We start from the raw sequence: 15,969 nt of genomic DNA on the forward strand, positions 1-15,969 counted from the left end.
AGGCTTACAGGATCGCGCGTTGTCTTATCCAGCCGTGATCAAGCCCCAGGATCTTCTCTGTCCGAAGCCCGGCGGTCTGTATTGCCCGCCCGGCGACTTCTACATCGACCCGATCGGTCCCGTGGACCGGGCGGTGATCACCCACGGCCATTCCGACCACGCCCGCGCCGGCCACGGCATGGTGGCGGCCACGCCGCAGACCCTGGCGATCATGGCCGAGCGCTACGGCGAGGATTTCACCGGCCGGCGGCAGGCCGTTCCCTACGGTGAAAGCTTCACCCACAACGGCGTGGAGGTGTCGCTGGTCCCGGCCGGGCACGTGCTGGGCTCGGCCCAGGCGGTGGTGCGCTGGAAGGGCATGACCATCGTCGTCTCCGGCGACTACAAGCGCCGTCGCGATCCCACCTGCGCCCGGTTCGAGCCCGTGCCGTGCGACGTCTTCGTCACCGAGGCCACCTTCGGCCTGCCGGTTTTCCGCCATCCCGACGACGCGGGCGAGATCGCCGCCCTGCTGAAGTCGGTCGAGCAGTTTCCCGAGCGCGCCCACATCGTCGGCGCCTACGCCCTGGGCAAGGCCCAGCGGGTGATCAGGCTGCTGCGCGAGGCCGGCTGGGACCGGACCATCCACGTGCACGGGGCCATGGAGCGCCTGAACCGGCTCTACGAGGCCCATGGCGTCGACCTTGGCCCCCTGGCCCCGGCGACCACCGAGCGGGGCAAGGCCGGCGATTTCGCGGGCAGCATCATCGTCGCCCCGCCCTCGGCCCTGGCCGACCGCTGGAGCCGGCGCTTCCCCGATCCGGTCGACTGCTTCGCCAGCGGCTGGATGCGGGTGCGGGCCCGGGCCCGCCAGCGCGGGGTCGAGCTGCCGCTGATCATCTCCGACCACGCCGACTGGGACGAGCTGACCGACACCCTGTCGGAACTGCGCCCCGGCGAGGTGTGGATTACCCACGGCCGCGAGGAGGCCCTGGAGCGGTGGTGCGAGCTGGAGGGCATCCCCGCCCGCGCCCTGCGCCTGGTGGGGTATGACGAGGAGGACGGCGAGTAGCCGTCTCAGACCACCTTGAACGTGCCGCGCGCCCGGGCGACCGGCCTGCCGTCGGCGCGCACGGTGGCCTCGGCGTAGCACAGGCTCCTGCCCGGCTTGATGAAGTCGGTGTCGAACTCGAGCCATTGGCCAAGGCTGGGCGCGGCCAGGTAGTCGACGCCCAGCGAAACGGTGACCAGGCCGCCGCAGGCCAGGCCCTCGCGCCGCATCCGCACTCCGCATGACAAGCCCATGGCGTTGTCGGCCAGGGCGGCGATCAGGCCGCCATGTGGTCCGCCGCGCGAGTTGGCGTGCACCTCGCGAGCCTCGAGCCCCAGCACCCAACGATCCTCGCGCAGGTCGGCGTAGATCGGCTCCCATGGCGCGGTCAGCGGGCTCGCGCGGGTATGGGGCGTGAAGGGCTCGGGCGGCTGAAAGGTCATCGGGCGTCTCCCAGGAGTGCAATTTAAACAAATGTTTGAAATCCAGGCAAGCCTGGCCGCTTGAACCTCGGCCCCGGCGCGACATTCTCTAGCCATGCGCGCCTTCGCCCATCTTCTCGACCGCCTGTCGCTGACGGCTTCGCGCAACGCCAAGCTGACGCTGATCGAGGACTTCCTGCGCGGCGCGGCCGACCCGGACCGCGGCTACGCCCTGGCGGCGCTGACCGGGGCCCTGTCGTTCGACGCCGCCAAACCGGCCTTCATCCGCAAGGCCGTCGAGGCGCGGATGGACGCCCAGCTGTTCGCCTGGTCCTACGACTATGTGGGCGACCTGGCCGAGACCGTCGCCCTGGTCTGGCCCGCCCGGCCGGGCGCCAACCGCGAGCCGGAGCTTTCCGAAGTGGTCGAGGCGCTGAAGGCGACCTCGCGCGCCGAGGCCCAGAAGCTGATCGAGGGCTGGCTCGACGCGCTTGACGCCGACGGCCGCTGGGCGCTGCTCAAGCTGATGACCGGCGGCCTGCGGGTGGGGGTGTCCTCGCGCCTGGCCAAGCAGGCCTGCGCCAACCTGGGCGGCGTGGCGATCGGCGAGATCGAGGAGGTCTGGCACGCGATCGAGCCGCCCTACGGCGATCTCTTCGCCTGGCTGGAGGGGCGGTCCGAACGGCCCTCGCCCGACGCCCCGGGGCGTTTCCGGCCCGTCATGCTGGCCCAGGCCGTCGACGAGGCCGTGGACTTCGCCAGGCTCGACCCCGCCGACTACGCCGCCGAATGGAAGTGGGACGGCATCCGCGTGCAGGCTGTCAGCGAGCGCGGCGAGCGGCGGCTCTACACCCGCACCGGCGACGACATCTCGGCGACCTTTCCCGACGTGCTCGAGGCGCTCGACTTCGAGGGGGCGCTGGACGGCGAGCTGCTGGTCATGCGCGACGGCGCGATCGCCAGCTTCGGCGACCTGCAGCAGCGGCTGAACCGCAAGACGGTCGACGCCAAGCTGATGGCCGCCCATCCCGCGGGCATCCGCGCCTACGACCTGCTGCTTGACGGCGAAGAGGATTTGCGCGGCCTGCCGTTTGCCGAGCGCCGCCAGCGGCTGGAGGCCTTTGTCGGGCGGCTGTCGACCACGCGGATCGACCTGTCGCCGCTGCAGCCTTTCGAGACCTGGGAGGGACTGGCCAACCTGCGCGCGGCTCCGCCGCCGGGCGATCCGGCGATCGCCGAGGGCCTGATGCTCAAGCGCTGGAACAGCGTCTACGAGCCCGGCCGTCCCAAGGGGCCGTGGTTCAAGTGGAAGCGCGATCCGCACCTCGTGGACGCGGTGCTGATGTACGCCCAGCGCGGCCACGGCAAGCGGTCGAGCTACTATTCCGACTACACCTTCGGCGTCTGGCGCGAGGACGAGACGGGCGACCGCAAGCTGACCCCCGTCGGCAAGGCCTATTTCGGTTTCACCGACGAGGAACTGAAGCAGATCGACAAGTTCGTCCGCGACAACACCGTCGAGAGGTTCGGGCCGGTGCGTTCGGTGCGGGCCGACCTGGAGTTCGGCCTCGTCTTCGAGGTGGCGTTCGAGGGGCTGCAGCGCTCGACCCGGCACAAGTCGGGCGTGGCCATGCGCTTTCCCCGCATCAACCGCATCCGTTGGGACAAGCCTTCGCGCGAGGCCGACGCGCTTTCGACCCTGGAGCGGATGCTGGACTAGTGCGCCATCTCCGGCGCGCCGCCGCCGGGACCGGTCTGGAACAGGCGGCCCTTCTCGGTGACCAGCACGGCGATCAGGCCGGCCAGGCCGAAGCCGAAGAAGCCCAGGGTCAGCGGGCCCACGGTGCCGTCGAACAGCTGGCCGATCAGGAAGCCGCCCAAGGCGCCGCCGATGGTGGTGACGAAGCCCTGCAGCGACGCCGCCGCGCCGGCGATGTGGCCCAGCGGCTCCATGGCGATGGCCCCGAAGTTCGACATCACCAGGCCAAAGCAGAACATCATCCCGCCCTGCAGCAGGGCGAAGGTCCACACCGTCTCGTGCTGGGTGTGGGCGACGACGGCGTGCACGCCGGCGAAGGCGATGAAGCCGATCAGGGCGACGTGCGAGACCTTGCGCATGCCCAGGCGCTCGACGATGCGGGCGTTGACCAGCGAGGCCAGGGCGATGCCGCCGGCGATGCCGGCGAAGATGATCGTGAACCATTCGCCCGCGCCCAGGGCGTCGACGAAGACCTGCTGGGCCGAGTTGATGAAGCCGAACAGGCCGGCCAGCACCAGGGTGGCGGCGATGGTGTAGCCCATGGCCACGCGGTCGGTCAGGGCGGTGCGGAAGGCGCCGAGGATGGCCTTGGGCGAGATCGGGGTGCGGTCTTCCGGATGCAGGGTCTCGGGCAGCTTCAGGGCGGTCCAGGCGATCACGGCGGCGCCGAACACGGCCATGACCCCGAAGATCCAGCGCCAGGGGGCGACCAGCACGATGGCCTGGCCGATCGACGGGGCGACGATCGGCACGGCCAGGAAGACGATGAACGACAGCGACATCACCTGGGCCATGCGCCGGCCCGAGTAGCAGTCGCGCACGATCGACACCGACAGCACCCGCGTCGCCGCCGCGCCGACGCCGGTCAGGGCGCGGGCCGCCAGCAGCATCTCGAACGAGGTGGTCAGGGCGCAGGCCAGGCTGAACAGCACGTAGAGCGCCAGGCCGGCCAGCAGCACCGGCTTGCGGCCGTAGCGGTCGGCCAGCGAGCCATAGGCGATCTGGGCCGCGCCGAAGCCCAGCAGGTAGGCGGTGATCACCCACTGGCGCTGGTTGTCGGCGGTGAGGCCGAGGCTCTGGCTGATCTGCGGCAGGGCCGGCAGCATGGAGTCGATGGCCAGGGCGTTGGTGGCCATCATCGCCGCGATCAGGGCGACGAACTGCGCGAAGCCCATGCCGGGATGGGGGCCAGCATGGGACGACTTGGTCTGCTGAGTATCCCGGGGCATGACGCGCTCTCTCTTCGGCCGTGGACGCGCGAGGCGCCGGCCGGCGCGGAACGCAATGGCCGGCATATAGGCCGGCAGCGCCCGCGCGCCAACCGCGCGGACGTCTTACTGGGCCATCTGGAACTGGATGCTCACCGTCTGGCCTTCGCCGACCCGCGACGCGCCCTCCTGCGACTGGCCGACGCTGGCGACCCGCATCAGGGGCTGCGACCCGGGCTGGTCGGCGGGCGCGTTGCGCAGCGCGCCGAGCACCGGCTGGGCGCCGGTCAGGGCCTGGTGGAAGGCGGCCGATCGGGCCAGGGCCAGCGCCGCGGCCTTCTGGCCCTCGGCCGTGAAGGCGTCGAGATTGGTCTGGCTGACCACGTTGACCAGGGCCAGCTTGGCCTCGCCCTCGGGGCAGGCGGTCGAGGTCGGTCCGCCATAGGCCAGGCACGGCAGGCGCCTGGCCAGGGACGCGGCGACCTGGCCCGCGATCTGGCGGCCGCCCGGAGACAGGGTGGAGGCTCCGGGTTCGAACAGGGCGTCGGCCGAGAACGACAGGGCGCCGCCGGAGGTGTCTCCGACCAGCGGCGCGCCGGCGTCGCGCAGGTCGGCGTCGAGGAAGCCCATCAGGGTCTTCTGGGCGTCGGAGGCGGCGACGGCCACGCCGGCGGTCCTGGCCGGCGGCGCGTAGGAAAAGCAGCGGCGCTCGGTTCCGGTCCCGCCGATCACCGCCTCGGGCACGCACAGCACGCGGGCCTTCTCGTCGACCTCGACAGTGACGTCGTGGGGCGTCAGGGCCGTGGCGGTCTGCAGCAGAGCGGCGGTCTCGGGGTGCCTGGCCTCGGTCAGGGCCTGGGTCGACTGGCGGAACTGCAGGGCGAAATAGCTCAGCATGATGATGAAGATGAAGATCACCCCCACCATCATGTCGGTCATCGAGACATAGTAGCTTTCGCCTTCCTCGAGGTCGGGCGTACGGCGCCGGCGGGCGCGGGCCAGGCCGGCCATCAGGTCAGGCTCGGGGCGGCGGGAATCTGGCGCGGGGTCGCGCCGGCCCCCAGGGCGGCCTCGATGCGCGACAGCACCGCCAACTGCTCCAGCATCACCTTTTCAGGCGGCGCGAAGCGGACGCAGCCGTCCAGCAGGGCGAAGAAGTGGGCCTCGCGGGCCTCGATGGCCAGGCGGCGGCGACGGGCGACCAGACGCAGGACGATCGAACCGAGGACGCCGGCGATCGACGTCCAGAACTTCGTCGCGGCCACGGCCAGAAGGCCCATCAGGGCGGTCTGGGTGGCCGCGCCGCCCTGGCGCTGCATGGCGTCGACCGCTTCGGTCAGGGCCGCGACGATGCCCATGAAGGTGATGACCAGGCCGATGGCGACCAGCAGGTTGGCCCACCATTCCAGCGTGCGTGCCGGGCCGTCGGCGTGCTCGAAGGCGTCGACGGCGTGGATCGACGAGGCCAGATGGCCATCGGCGGTTTCGGCCAGCTGGCCGCGATAGGTCGCCCAGCCCAGCTCCAGCGTCGGATAGGCCGCGCCGCTCAGGCGCTTGTCCAGGGCCGGGAAGGCCTCGGCGAAGGCCTTCTGGCGGTCGCCGCCATGCAGGTCGGCGAGCAGTTCGCTCCGCCGGGACAGATCGTCGGTCAGCGGGGCGTATTCGAAGTGGCCGGACTGGAAGATGACCACGGCCGCCAGCGCCAGGATGGCGCCGGCCATGATCAGGGCGGCGCTCGGCGCGCTGAAGATCGAGACGACGAGGCTGGTGACCGGATCGTGCATGCGGGCCCTTCGTGGTTGGCGTCGGGCCCGACCATGCCTTTTGTTGAGGCCTCAATGAGGCGCAGCTTAGCCGTTGAAGCCCCGGATCGCGTCGATGATCACCGCCTGGTCGGCCTCGCCGAGATAGGGGTGCATCGGCAGGGCCAGCACCGTCTGGGCTTTGGCCTCGGTCACCGGCAGGCCGCCCGCGCCGCGCGGGAAGTTCGCGTACGGCGCCTGCACGTGCATCGGCACCGGATAGTAGACGGCGGTCGGCACGCCCTTGGTCTTCAGGTGGGCGGCCAGGCCGTCGCGGTTCTCGTGCTCGATGACGTACTGGGCCCAGACCGAGACGCCGCCGTCGATGACCTTGGGGGTCGACAGCACCGCGCCCGCCAGGCCTTCGGCGTAGCGGTCGGCCACCGCCTGGCGCAGCTGGATCTCCTCGGCGAAGATCGCCAGCTTCTCGATCAGGATCGCCGCCTGGATGGTGTCCAGCCGCGAGTTCATGCCGATGCGGGTGTTGAGGTACTTGGGGTCGTGGTCGAAGGTCCGGCCCTCCAGATCGGGGCCAACCGCCTTGCCGTGCACGCGATAGCTGTCCATCAGGTCCCACAGCACCGGATCGTTGGTCAGAACCGCGCCGCCGTCGCCGTAGCAGCCCAGCGGCTTGGCCGGGAAGAAGCTGGTGGTGGCCACGTCCGCCCAGTGCAGCGGGTGCTTGCCGTCCAGCGTGCAGCCGAAGCCCTGGGCGCTGTCGGCGATCAGCTTCAGGCCCTCGCGGTCGCAGATGGCCTTGATGGCCGGATAGTCGGCCGGCTGGCCGAACAGGTCGACGGCGATCACCACCTTGGGGACGAGCTTGCCGTCGGCCTTCACGCCGGCGATGGCGGCTTCCAGCTTGGCGGGATCGAGGTTGTAGGTATCGGGCAGCACGTCGACGAACACCGGCGTGGCGTTGACCCACGGCACGACTTCCGGCGTCGCGGCGAAGGTGAAGGACGGGCAGAACACCGCGTCGCCCGCGCCCACGCCCCAGGCCATCAGCGGCAGGGCGATGGCGTCGGTGCCGTTGGCGCAGGACAGCGCCTTGCCGGCCTGGCCGAAGGCGGCCAGCTGGCTTTCGAACTCGCGGACCTGCGGACCCATGACGTAGGCGCCGCTGTCCAGCACGGCCGCCACGGCGGCGTCGATCTTGTCGCGGATCCGGCGCTGCTGCGCGGCGAGGTCGATGAAGGGCATGCTCATGGGCGCGGCTCTTAGAGTTCAAAGGCGGCGGTTTCGAGCCAATTGATGTAACCGACTGTTTCTCGGCTGTCTGTCGATCCCGCCGCGCGGTCCCCCTCAGTCGCTCCGCGACAGCTCCCCCAGAGGGGGAGGATCTTTGGATCCGTCTTCCTCGCCACAGGGGCGAGGGGGCAGGATTGGAGCGCTTTCGCGGGATTTCACGGGCGGGGGCAGGCGCCGCAGGAGCCTCCCGCACCGGTCTTCGGCGGTCCTGGGACGGGAACGAACCTTGGCCGCGTGTCGTTGACCGCCCGGCGCGGGGGCGCCATCGAGAGTTTCATGAGCAAGCCGACCATCGTACCCGAAGACCTGTCCCTGCCGTCCATCGCCAACATAAAGGCCGACGAGACCATGTTCGGGCACTTCGTCGACTGGCTGGGAAAGATCGCCGTCAACCTGGTGGTGGCCGTGATCATCCTGGTCATCACCTTCTGGGCCGCCGGCTGGCTGGCCGGGGTGGCCAGACGGGCGCTGGGCCGGGTGCATCGCACCAATCCCGACCCGACGCTCGAGAGCTTCGTCTCGTCGCTGGTGCGCTACGCCATCGTCGCCATCGGCCTGGTGGCGGTGCTGCAGCAGCTGGGCGTGCAGGCGACCTCGATCATCGCCGTGCTCGGCGCGGCCTCGCTGGCCATCGGCCTGGCCCTGCAGGGGGCGCTGTCGAACGTGGCGGCCGGCGTGATGATCCTGCTGTTCCGCCCCTATCGGGTCGGCGACGTCATCGAGACGGCCACCCGCCAGGGCACGGTCAAGTCGCTCGACCTGCTGTTCACCGAGATCGCTACGCCCGACAACGTCAAGGTGATGATCCCCAACAGCAAGGTGTTCGGCGACGTCATCCTCAACTATTCGACCCACCGCACGCGCCGGGCCGACGTGCTGTTCAAGGTGCCGCTGAAGACCGATCTGGTGCTGGTGCTGCAGAAGATGCGCGAGCGGGCCGAGAGCGATCCGCGCGTGCGCAACGAGCCGGCGCCGATGATCGAGGTCACCGACCTGTCGGAAGTCTTCGCCCAGGCCGCCATCCGCGTCTGGACCGCCAAGGAGGACTTCGGCCCGGTCAGGACCGACCTGATGCTGGCCGCCCACCTGTGGGCCGAGGACCCGACGCGGGAGCTGCCGCCCCCGCGCCCGTCCAAGGCGCCGGACCCGTCGCCGGCCATGCCCGGCGACAAGGACCATCACCTGTTCAAGTTGAGAGCGCCGAGGAAAGGTCGGAAATCAGGTCCGAGCAGTCCTCGATCCCCACCGAAAGCCGAATGAGCGTATCGCTGATCCCCAGCGCCTTGCGCTGATCGGCGGGGATCGAGGCATGGGTCATGATCGCCGGATGCTCGATCAGGCTCTCGACCCCGCCCAGGCTCTCGGCCAGCGTGAACAGGCGCGTGCGCTCCAGCACCCGCCGGGCCGCGGCCTCGTCGCCCTTCAGTTCCACCGAGATGATGCCGCCGAAGCCGCCGTGCATCTGGCGGCGGGCCAGGTCGTGCTGCGGGTGGCTGGCCAGGCCCGGATAGATCACCCGCTCGACGTCCTTGCGGGTGGCCAGCCACTGGGCGATCTCCAGGGCGCTGTCGCAGGCCCGCTGCATGCGCAGGGCCAGGGTCTTGACGCCACGCAGGGCCAGGAAGCTGTCGAACGGCCCCAGCACCGCGCCGACGGCGTTCTGCAGGAACTTCAGCTTGTCGATCAGCTCGGGATTGTCGCCGACCACGGCCACGCCCGCGACGACGTCGGAATGGCCGTTCAGGTACTTGGTGGCCGAGTGCATGACGATGTCGAAGCCCAGCTCCAGCGGGCGCTGGACGAAGGGGCTGGCGAAGGTGTTGTCGGCCACGGTGATCAGGCCGCGCTGCCTGGCCAGGGCGGCGATGGCCTCGAGGTCGGCGAGCCGCAGCATCGGGTTGGTCGGGGTCTCGACCCAGATCATCCTGGTCTCGGGCCGGATCGCCGCCTCGATGGCCGAGACGTCGCCCATGTCCACGAAGCTGAAGGTCAGGCCGGCCGAGCGCTTGCGCACCTTGTCGAACAGCCGGAACGAGCCGCCGTAGAGGTCGTCGCTGGCGATCACGTGGGCGCCGCTGTCTAGGATCTCCAGGATCGTCGAGGCCGCCGCCAGGCCCGAGGCGAAGGCGAAGCCGGCCGTGCCGCTCTCCAGGTCGGCGATCGCGCGCTCGAAGGCGAAGCGGGTGGGGTTCTGGCTGCGGCTGTACTCGAAGCCCTTGTGCTCGCCCGGGCTCGACTGGACGTAGGTCGAGGTGGCGTAGATCGGCACCATCACCGCGCCGGTGGTCGGGTCGGGGAACTGGCCGCCGTGGATGGCGCGGGTGGCGAAGGCCAGGCGGTTCTTGCCGGGGATGTCGGTCATGCGGGAAGGGCTTTCATGGGGCGCTGTCGTCGACGGACGGCAGCGTGCTCAGAATTTCCGGTAAGTCCCGGGATCCATGCAGGATGCGCATGATCACGGGTGGTCGGCGCTGGCAGTTGTAGACACGGACATGGGGAAAGCCGGGCAGGGGCGACCGATAGGGCTCGGGCGCATGCTCTGGGCGGCTCGCGCCGGTCATGGGGAAGCTTCCCAGCAGGGCCAGCGCCTCCCTCAACTCCATCTGGAACCTGCGTGAAGCCTTCGGGCTGTCTCCGGCGATCCAGCTGGCCGCCGCCATCATGTGGCGGCGAGCCGTGGCTGAAAGCGTGGCGGGAGGCATCTATTCGGCGGCGTGGGCTTCGGCGGCCTCGATGATGGCGTCCAGATCCGCCATGACCTCCTCGAGCGTGAACACCTCTCCCCGGTCGGCCTCGTCCTCGGCGTCCTTGAGCGACTGCAGGAAGGCCTGCCGTTTCTGCTCTTGGTGTTGCAGCAGGCGCAGGCTGGCCTCGACGACTTCGTTGACGTCGCCGAAACGCCCGTCCGCCACGCAATCCTCGGCGAACTTCTCCAAGGCGGGCGTCAGTTTCACCTGAATGGTCATGCGACCCTCGTGTGGATTTCGATCGCAGCATGACTCCGTGGGAACAAAACCGCAACCATCACGCCCCCAGCCGCAGGTGGTTGAGCAGGTCGACGCGCGTGATGACGCCAACGAACTCGTCGCCGTCGACGACCAGGGCCACCTCGTCGCGGTCGAACACCTCGGGCAGGGCCTCGACGCCCTGGTGGGCCTGCAGGGTGTTGATCTCGCGGGTCATGGCGTCGGCGACGGGGGTCTTGAAGCGGGCGCCACGGTGCTCCTCGTGGTGCTCGTCGCCGCCCTCGACGGCGGCCAGGATGTCGCTCTCGTCGAGGATGCCGACCAGGCGGCCGGCGTCGACCACCGGCAGCTGGCTGATGTCGCTCGAGCGCATGCGATTGTAGGCGGTCAGCAAGGTATCTTGGGGCCCGATGGCGATCACGCCGCCCTCGGCGTAGCGCTTGGCGATCAGGTCGCGCAGGTCGCCGTGCAGTTCGCGCTGGTCGAAGCCGTGGGCCGCCAGCCACATGTCGTTGAACATCTTGGTCAGGTACTTCGCGCCGGTGTCGCAGACCAGCGTCACCACCCGCTTGGCTTCCGTCTGCTCGCGGCAATAGCGCAGGGCCGCCGCCAGCAGGGTGCCCGAGGACGAGCCGGCCAGCACGCCCTCCTTGCGCAGCAGCAGGCGGGCGGTGTCGACGCTCTCGCGGTCGCTGATCGAGTAGGCCTTGCGGACGAGATCCATCTGGGCGTTGTCGGGGATGAAGTCCTCGCCGATGCCCTCGACGATCCACGATCCGGCCTCGCCGTAGGTCCCGGTCGCCACGTAGTCGCAGAGGATCGAGCCGACCGGGTCGGCCAGCACCATCTGGGTCTTGGGCGAGTGGGCGGCCATGTAGCGGCCGACGCCGGTCAGGGTGCCGCCCGAGCCGACGCCGACGACCACGGCGTCGACGTCGCCGTCCATCTGGGCGAGGATTTCCGGGCCGGTGCCGGTCTCGTGGGCCAGCGGATTGGCCGGATTGGCGAACTGGTTGACGTAGATCGCGCCGGGGATCGACTGGGCCAGGGTCTGGGCCATGTCCTGGTAGTATTCGGGGTGGCCCTTGCCGACGTCGCTGCGGGTCAGGCGCACGTCCACGCCCATGGCCCGCAGGTGCAGGATCTTCTCGCGGGCCATCTTGTCGGGCACCACCAGGATCAGCTTGTAGCCCTTCAGCGTCGCCACCTGCGCCAGGCCCAGGCCGGTGTTGCCGGCCGTGGCCTCGATGATCGTCCCGCCGGGCCGCAGGCTGCCGTCGGCCTCGGCCGCCTCGATCATCGAGCGGGCCACGCGATCCTTTATCGAGCCGCCGGGGTTCTGGTTCTCCAGCTTCAGGAACAGGCGGCAGGGGCCGATGTCGAGGTTGCGCACCTCCAGCATCGGCGTGCGGCCGATCAGGTCGAGCGCGGAACCGGCGACCGGGGGAAGGGCGGATTTGGGGTCGTTCATGGCGCGACTCTGGGGCAGGGCGAAACGATCACCCTGTGTAACGCCCAAAATCAGAAACGGGAAACGCCGTTCTTCAAGCTTGGCCGTCAGGCCCCGGCGGCGGCCAGGCGATCCATCCGCCACTCGCGCGCGAACTTGGCGCCGATACCGACGTCCTCGAACACCACCTTGCGGCGCTCGGCGCCCAGCTCGGGAGTGTTGTGGATCATCACGAACGGAAAGCCGTTGCTGGCCAGGAAGCCCTGCACGAAACGCGAGAAGCGCACCGCTTCCTCGGCTGAGGCCAGGCAGATGTCGACGGCGATGTCGGCGGCTTTCATGGGCGCGCTCCTCAAACTCGAGGTTTCCCGACCCTAACGCGCCAGTTCGCGTTTGCGAACCGTCTTCGCACCCGCAAAAAGAAACGGCCCCGGACGAATCCGGGGCCGCGCCTTGTTCAGCAAGGATTTGCGACGATCGAAAAAATCGACGCCTACAGGATCGACTGGCCGGTGCTGGCCCAGTCCTTCAGGAACTGTTCCAGGCCCTTGTCGGTCAGCGGATGCTTGAACATGTCGCCGAACACCGCCGGCGGGATGGTCACGACGTCGGCGCCGGCGATGGCGGCTTCCTTGACGTGGACGGTGTTGCGCACCGAGGCCGCCAGGATCTCGGTCTCGTAGCCGTAGTTGTCGTAGATGGCGCGGATGTCGCGGATCAGGTCCATGCCGTCGAAGCCGTAGTCGTCCAGGCGGCCGATGAACGGCGAGACGTAGGTGGCGCCGGCCTTGCCGGCCAGCAGGGCCTGGGCGGGCGAGAAGCACAGGGTGACGTTGGTCTTGACGCCTTCGTTGGCGAAGTGGCCGCAGGCGATCAGGCCGTCGCGGGTCAGCGGCAGCTTGATCACAACGTTCGGGGCGATCTGGGCCAGCTTGGCGCCTTCGGCGATCATGGCGTCGGCGGTGGTGGCGGCGACTTCGGCGCTGATCGGGCCGGGGACCAGGTCGCAGATCTCGGCGATGACCTCGAGCATCGGGCGGCCCGACTTGGCGATCAGGGTCGGGTTGGTGGTGACGCCGTCGATCAGGCCGGTGGCGGCGAAGTCGGCGATGACCTTGGTGTCGGTGCTGTCGAGGAAGATCTGCATGGCTCTGCGCGGGGGCCCTGTTGTGAAGATTTGCAGCGGGTTTAGCCCCTCGGGACCCGCCGCGCCAGGATTTCAGATTTCGCCGTCGGCCAATTGACGCAGATAGCGATGATAGCCGGTCTTGGGCGCCTCGCCGGCCAGGGCGCGCAGCTGATCGGCGTCGATGAAGCCCATCTGGAAAGCCACTTCCTCGACGCAGCCGATGCGGAAACCCTGCCGCAGCTCGATGGCGCGCACGTATTCGGCGGCTTCCATCAGGGAGTCGTGGGTGCCGGTGTCGAACCAGGCGTATCCCCGGCCCAGCCGCTCGACGGTCAGGTCGCCGGCGTCGAGATAGACGCGGTTGACGTCGGTGATCTCCAGTTCGCCGCGCGCCGAGGGCTTCAGGCTCCGGGCGATGGCGGGCGCCCGGCCGTCATAGAAGTAGAGGCCGGTCACGGCGTGGCGCGAGCGCGGCTTGAGGGGCTTTTCCTCGATGCTCAGGGCCTTGCCGTCCGGTCCGATCTCCACCACGCCGTAGCGTTGGGGGTCGACCACGCTGTAGCCGAACACGGTCGCGCCGGCCGCACGCCCGGAGGCCCGCTGCAGCAGGTCGGCGAAGCCCGCGCCGAAGAAGATGTTGTCGCCCAGCACGACGACGCTGTCGGCCCCGTCGAGGAATTCCTCGCCCAGGATCAGGGCCTGGGCGATGCCGTCTGGCGAGGCCTGGGGCTTGTACTCGATGCGCAGGCCCAGCCGCGCGCCGTCGCCCAGCAGGCGCCGGAAGGCGGTTTCGTCATGCGGATTGGTGACGATCAGGACCTCGCGCACCCCGGCCAGCATCAGGGTGGTCAGCGAGTAGTAGATCATCGGCTTGTCGTAGACCGGCAGCAGCTGCTTGCTGACGGCCAGGGTCAGGGGCGCCAGCCGGCTGCCCGAGCCGCCCGCCAGGATGATCCCGCGCCTCATGCGTCCAGTCCTTCGGCGATGATCTGATCGGCGGCCCGCGCGACGGCGCTGGCCCAGGGTTCGGCTTGCCAGCCGAACACGGCGGAAACCCGGCCGCTGTCGAGCGCGCCGTTCAGCGGTCGCGCGGCGGGTTCGGGGAAGTCGCGCTTGGCGATCGGCGACAGCCGGGCCCGCGTCAGCGGGTCCTGCCGCAGGGCGGCCGCGGCCAGGTCGTGGCGCGACGTCGCGCCGGCGTTGGTGAAGTGGAACAGGCCGAAGGCCGCATCGCCCGGCGCGGCGCCGGCCCAGCGCGGCGCCGCGCCCAGGATGAAGTCGGCCAGGGCGACGGCGTCGGTCGGGCAGCCGTACTGGTCGGCCACGACGCGCAGTTCGTCGCGCGCGCGTCCCAGTTGCAGCATGGTGCGGATGAAGTTGCGGCCAAAGCGCGAGAACACCCAGGAGACCCGCAGCACGACGCCCTTCTCCCAGGCCAGGACGGCGGTTTCGCCGTCGAGCTTGGTCGCGCCGTAGACCGACAGCGGGTTGGGCGCGTCGTCCTCGCGATAGGCGCGGTCGAGGGTTCCGTCGAACACGCAGTCGGTCGACAGATGGACCAGCGGCAGGCCGCGCCGGGCGCAGGCCCGGGCCATGGCGGCCGGCGCCAGGGCGTTGGCGGCGCGGGCCGCTTCGGGCTCGGCCTCGGCCTTGTCGACCAGGGTGAAGGCGGCGCAATTGACCACCAGATCGCAGTCGGCGGCCGCGATGGCCGCCTCGATCGCGGCCTCGTCGGCCAGGTCGACGTCGGCGCGCGACAGCGGGGTCAGGATGGCGCGACCCGGCGCGCCGGCGATCATCGCCCGCGAGACCTGGCCGGTGGCGCCGAACTGCAGGATCCGGATCACGCGGTCACGCCCAGTCGCTGTCCGGCGAAGCCCTTGGCGCGCAAGGCGTCCCACCAGCGGTCGTTGTCCAGGTACCAGCGCACGGTTCGTTCCAGGCCTTCCTCGACGGTCATGGCCGGCGACCAGCCCAGATCCCGCCGCAGCTTGCCGGCGTCGATCGCGTAGCGGCGGTCGTGGGCCGGACGATCGGTGACGTGGGTGATCAGGTCCTCGCGCGGGGTGTTGCCCGGCCGGATGCGGTCGAGCGCGGCGCAGATGGTGCGAACCAAGTCGATGTTGGCGCGCTCGGCGTCGCCACCGATCAGGTAGGTCTCGCCCGGAGCGCCGGCCTCGAGCACGCGCAGCAGGGCCGCGGCGTGGTCTTCCACGTGCAGCCAGTCGCGAACCTGGCGGCCGTCGCCGTAGACCGGGATGGGGCGTCCGGCCAGGGCGTTGAAGATCACCGTCGGGATCAGCTTCTCGGGGTGCTGGCGCGGCCCGTAATTGTTCGAGCACGAGGTGACGATCACCGGCAGGCCGTAGGTGCGTCCCCAGGCCCGGGCCAACAGGTCCGACGCGGCCTTGCTGGACGAGTAGGGCGAGGTCGGGTCGACCGGCGAGCGTTCGTCGAAGGGAGCGTCGTCGGGACCGAGCGCGCCGTATACCTCGTCGGTCGAGACATGAACGAAGCGGAAGCGGGCGGCCCGCTCGGGATCCAGCCGGCCCAGGTGGGCGCGGGCGGCCTCCAGCAGCAAGGCCGTCCCCATGACGTTGGTCCGCACGAAGGCCAGCGGGCCGTCGATCGAGCGGTCGACGTGCGACTCCGCGGCCAGGTGCAGCACGGCGTCGGGGTCGTGGCGGTCGAAGACGGCGGCCATGGCCGCGCCGTCGGCGATGTCGGCCTGCTCGAAGGCATAGGCCGGATGGCTCTCCACCTCGGCCAGGTTGGCCAGGTCGCCGGCATAGGTCAGGGCGTCGACATTGATGACCGAATGGCCGGCGTTCAGGGCGGTCCGGACGAGCGTGGAGCCGATGAAGCCGGCGCCGCCTGTGATCAGGAGTTTCAAGCCTGGGACCTCTTCACGGACGCACGGCGCGAGCGCTTGGCGGCCGACCTGCAAGGCGC

General features: G+C 69.9%; 17 protein-coding genes. 3 read left to right on the forward strand and 14 right to left on the reverse strand.

Going from position 1 to position 15,969, the window contains the following annotated elements; translation table 11 throughout:
- Window positions 1–19 precede the first annotated feature (19 nt).
- The gene (locus tag C1707_RS06430; RefSeq protein WP_101711152.1) at window positions 20–1,051 is read left to right on the forward strand and encodes a ligase-associated DNA damage response exonuclease; all 1,032 of its coding nucleotides are present in this window, start codon (window positions 20–22) and stop codon (window positions 1,049–1,051) included.
- Between the two features lie 5 nt (window positions 1,052–1,056).
- On the opposite strand, the gene C1707_RS06435 is transcribed toward C1707_RS06430, so the two are convergent.
- Window positions 1,057–1,473 (reverse strand): PaaI family thioesterase, encoded by a 417-nt coding sequence (locus C1707_RS06435; RefSeq protein WP_101711151.1) that lies wholly within the window; start codon window positions 1,471–1,473, stop codon window positions 1,057–1,059.
- Between the two features lie 94 nt (window positions 1,474–1,567).
- On the opposite strand from C1707_RS06435, the gene C1707_RS06440 reads away from it, so the two are divergent.
- Window positions 1,568–3,172, forward strand: a complete 1,605-nt coding sequence (locus C1707_RS06440) for a cisplatin damage response ATP-dependent DNA ligase (protein WP_101711150.1) — start codon at window positions 1,568–1,570, stop codon at window positions 3,170–3,172.
- Here the strand turns inward: C1707_RS06440 and C1707_RS06445 are convergent.
- The 4 genes from C1707_RS06445 to C1707_RS06460 form a co-directional block, all read right to left on the reverse strand.
- Window positions 3,169–4,386 carry a multidrug effflux MFS transporter gene (locus C1707_RS06445; RefSeq protein ID WP_101711149.1) on the reverse strand — a complete coding sequence of 406 codons (1,218 nt, stop codon included), beginning with the start codon at window positions 4,384–4,386 and terminating at the stop codon, window positions 3,169–3,171. The genes C1707_RS06440 and C1707_RS06445 overlap by 4 nt on opposite strands.
- A gap of 159 nt (window positions 4,387–4,545) precedes the next feature.
- Window positions 4,546–5,430: a hypothetical protein gene (locus C1707_RS06450; protein WP_101711148.1), complete on the reverse strand. Its 885-nt coding sequence runs from the start codon at window positions 5,428–5,430 to the stop codon at window positions 4,546–4,548.
- Window positions 5,430–6,203, reverse strand: coding sequence for a hypothetical protein (locus tag C1707_RS06455; RefSeq protein ID WP_101711147.1), 774 nt, complete (start codon window positions 6,201–6,203; stop codon window positions 5,430–5,432). Before C1707_RS06455 ends, C1707_RS06450 begins: the two co-directional genes overlap by 1 nt.
- Before the next feature lie 66 nt (window positions 6,204–6,269).
- Complete coding sequence (locus C1707_RS06460) at window positions 6,270–7,430, reverse strand: DegT/DnrJ/EryC1/StrS family aminotransferase (protein ID WP_101711146.1); 1,161 nt, start codon at window positions 7,428–7,430, stop codon at window positions 6,270–6,272.
- Between the two features lie 318 nt (window positions 7,431–7,748).
- Here C1707_RS06460 and C1707_RS06465 point away from each other — a divergent pair, with 318 nt between their 5' ends.
- The gene (locus C1707_RS06465; protein WP_101711145.1) at window positions 7,749–8,732 is read left to right on the forward strand and encodes a mechanosensitive ion channel family protein; all 984 of its coding nucleotides are present in this window, start codon (window positions 7,749–7,751) and stop codon (window positions 8,730–8,732) included.
- Here the strand turns inward: C1707_RS06465 and C1707_RS06470 are convergent.
- From C1707_RS06470 to rfbB, 9 genes are all read right to left on the reverse strand, one after another.
- Complete coding sequence (locus C1707_RS06470) at window positions 8,659–9,834, reverse strand: trans-sulfuration enzyme family protein (protein WP_101711144.1); 1,176 nt, start codon at window positions 9,832–9,834, stop codon at window positions 8,659–8,661. The two genes, C1707_RS06465 and C1707_RS06470, sit on opposite strands and share 74 nt — an antisense overlap.
- 13 nt (window positions 9,835–9,847) lie before the next feature.
- Window positions 9,848–10,174: a type II toxin-antitoxin system RelE/ParE family toxin gene (locus tag C1707_RS06475; RefSeq protein ID WP_101711143.1), complete on the reverse strand. Its 327-nt coding sequence runs from the start codon at window positions 10,172–10,174 to the stop codon at window positions 9,848–9,850.
- Complete coding sequence (locus C1707_RS06480; RefSeq protein ID WP_101711142.1) at window positions 10,175–10,438, reverse strand: type II toxin-antitoxin system ParD family antitoxin; 264 nt, start codon at window positions 10,436–10,438, stop codon at window positions 10,175–10,177. It lies immediately after the preceding gene.
- Between the two features lie 58 nt (window positions 10,439–10,496).
- Window positions 10,497–11,909: a pyridoxal-phosphate dependent enzyme gene (locus tag C1707_RS06485; RefSeq protein WP_101711141.1), complete on the reverse strand. Its 1,413-nt coding sequence runs from the start codon at window positions 11,907–11,909 to the stop codon at window positions 10,497–10,499.
- Window positions 11,910–11,995: 86 nt separating this feature from the next.
- A complete protein-coding gene (locus tag C1707_RS06490) occupies window positions 11,996–12,229 on the reverse strand; it encodes a hypothetical protein (protein WP_101711140.1) in 234 nt (77 codons plus the stop codon).
- 152 nt (window positions 12,230–12,381) lie between these two features.
- A complete protein-coding gene (gene fsa, locus C1707_RS06495) occupies window positions 12,382–13,035 on the reverse strand; it encodes a fructose-6-phosphate aldolase (RefSeq protein ID WP_101711139.1) in 654 nt (217 codons plus the stop codon).
- 72 nt (window positions 13,036–13,107) lie between these two features.
- On the reverse strand, window positions 13,108–13,983 hold the full coding sequence (gene rfbA / locus C1707_RS06500; RefSeq protein ID WP_101711138.1) for a glucose-1-phosphate thymidylyltransferase RfbA: 876 nt from the start codon (window positions 13,981–13,983) through the stop codon (window positions 13,108–13,110).
- On the reverse strand, window positions 13,980–14,864 hold the full coding sequence (gene rfbD / locus C1707_RS06505; RefSeq protein WP_240633883.1) for a dTDP-4-dehydrorhamnose reductase: 885 nt from the start codon (window positions 14,862–14,864) through the stop codon (window positions 13,980–13,982). The genes rfbA and rfbD overlap by 4 nt, the downstream gene beginning before the upstream one ends.
- Window positions 14,861–15,910 (reverse strand): dTDP-glucose 4,6-dehydratase, encoded by a 1,050-nt coding sequence (gene rfbB / locus C1707_RS06510; RefSeq protein WP_101711137.1) that lies wholly within the window; start codon window positions 15,908–15,910, stop codon window positions 14,861–14,863. Before rfbB ends, rfbD begins: the two co-directional genes overlap by 4 nt.
- Between the last annotated feature and the right edge of the window lie 59 nt (window positions 15,911–15,969).

The organism is Caulobacter flavus, assembly GCF_003722335.1.
Taxonomy (GTDB): domain Bacteria; phylum Pseudomonadota; class Alphaproteobacteria; order Caulobacterales; family Caulobacteraceae; genus Caulobacter; species Caulobacter flavus.

Excerpts from the sequence above, each read along its gene's own strand:
- C1707_RS06450 (WP_101711148.1), bottom strand. The coding sequence starts at position 5,430 with ATGGCCGGCCTGGCCCGCGCCCGCCGGCGCCGTACGCCCGACCTCGAG.
- C1707_RS06435 (WP_101711151.1), bottom strand. The coding sequence starts at position 1,473 with ATGACCTTTCAGCCGCCCGAGCCCTTCACGCCCCATACCCGCGCGAGC.
- C1707_RS06485 (WP_101711141.1), bottom strand. The coding sequence starts at position 11,909 with ATGAACGACCCCAAATCCGCCCTTCCCCCGGTCGCCGGTTCCGCGCTC.
- C1707_RS06460 (WP_101711146.1), bottom strand. The coding sequence starts at position 7,430 with ATGAGCATGCCCTTCATCGACCTCGCCGCGCAGCAGCGCCGGATCCGC.
- C1707_RS06455 (WP_101711147.1), bottom strand. The coding sequence starts at position 6,203 with ATGCACGATCCGGTCACCAGCCTCGTCGTCTCGATCTTCAGCGCGCCG.
- C1707_RS06445 (WP_101711149.1), bottom strand. The coding sequence starts at position 4,386 with ATGGGCTTCGCGCAGTTCGTCGCCCTGATCGCGGCGATGATGGCCACC.
- C1707_RS06480 (WP_101711142.1), bottom strand. The coding sequence starts at position 10,438 with ATGACCATTCAGGTGAAACTGACGCCCGCCTTGGAGAAGTTCGCCGAG.
- C1707_RS06465 (WP_101711145.1), top strand. The coding sequence starts at position 7,749 with ATGAGCAAGCCGACCATCGTACCCGAAGACCTGTCCCTGCCGTCCATC.
- C1707_RS06475 (WP_101711143.1), bottom strand. The coding sequence starts at position 10,174 with ATGCCTCCCGCCACGCTTTCAGCCACGGCTCGCCGCCACATGATGGCG.
- C1707_RS06440 (WP_101711150.1), top strand. The coding sequence starts at position 1,568 with ATGCGCGCCTTCGCCCATCTTCTCGACCGCCTGTCGCTGACGGCTTCG.
- rfbA (WP_101711138.1), bottom strand. The coding sequence starts at position 13,983 with ATGAGGCGCGGGATCATCCTGGCGGGCGGCTCGGGCAGCCGGCTGGCG.
- fsa (WP_101711139.1), bottom strand. The coding sequence starts at position 13,035 with ATGCAGATCTTCCTCGACAGCACCGACACCAAGGTCATCGCCGACTTC.
- C1707_RS06470 (WP_101711144.1), bottom strand. The coding sequence starts at position 9,834 with ATGACCGACATCCCCGGCAAGAACCGCCTGGCCTTCGCCACCCGCGCC.
- C1707_RS06490 (WP_101711140.1), bottom strand. The coding sequence starts at position 12,229 with ATGAAAGCCGCCGACATCGCCGTCGACATCTGCCTGGCCTCAGCCGAG.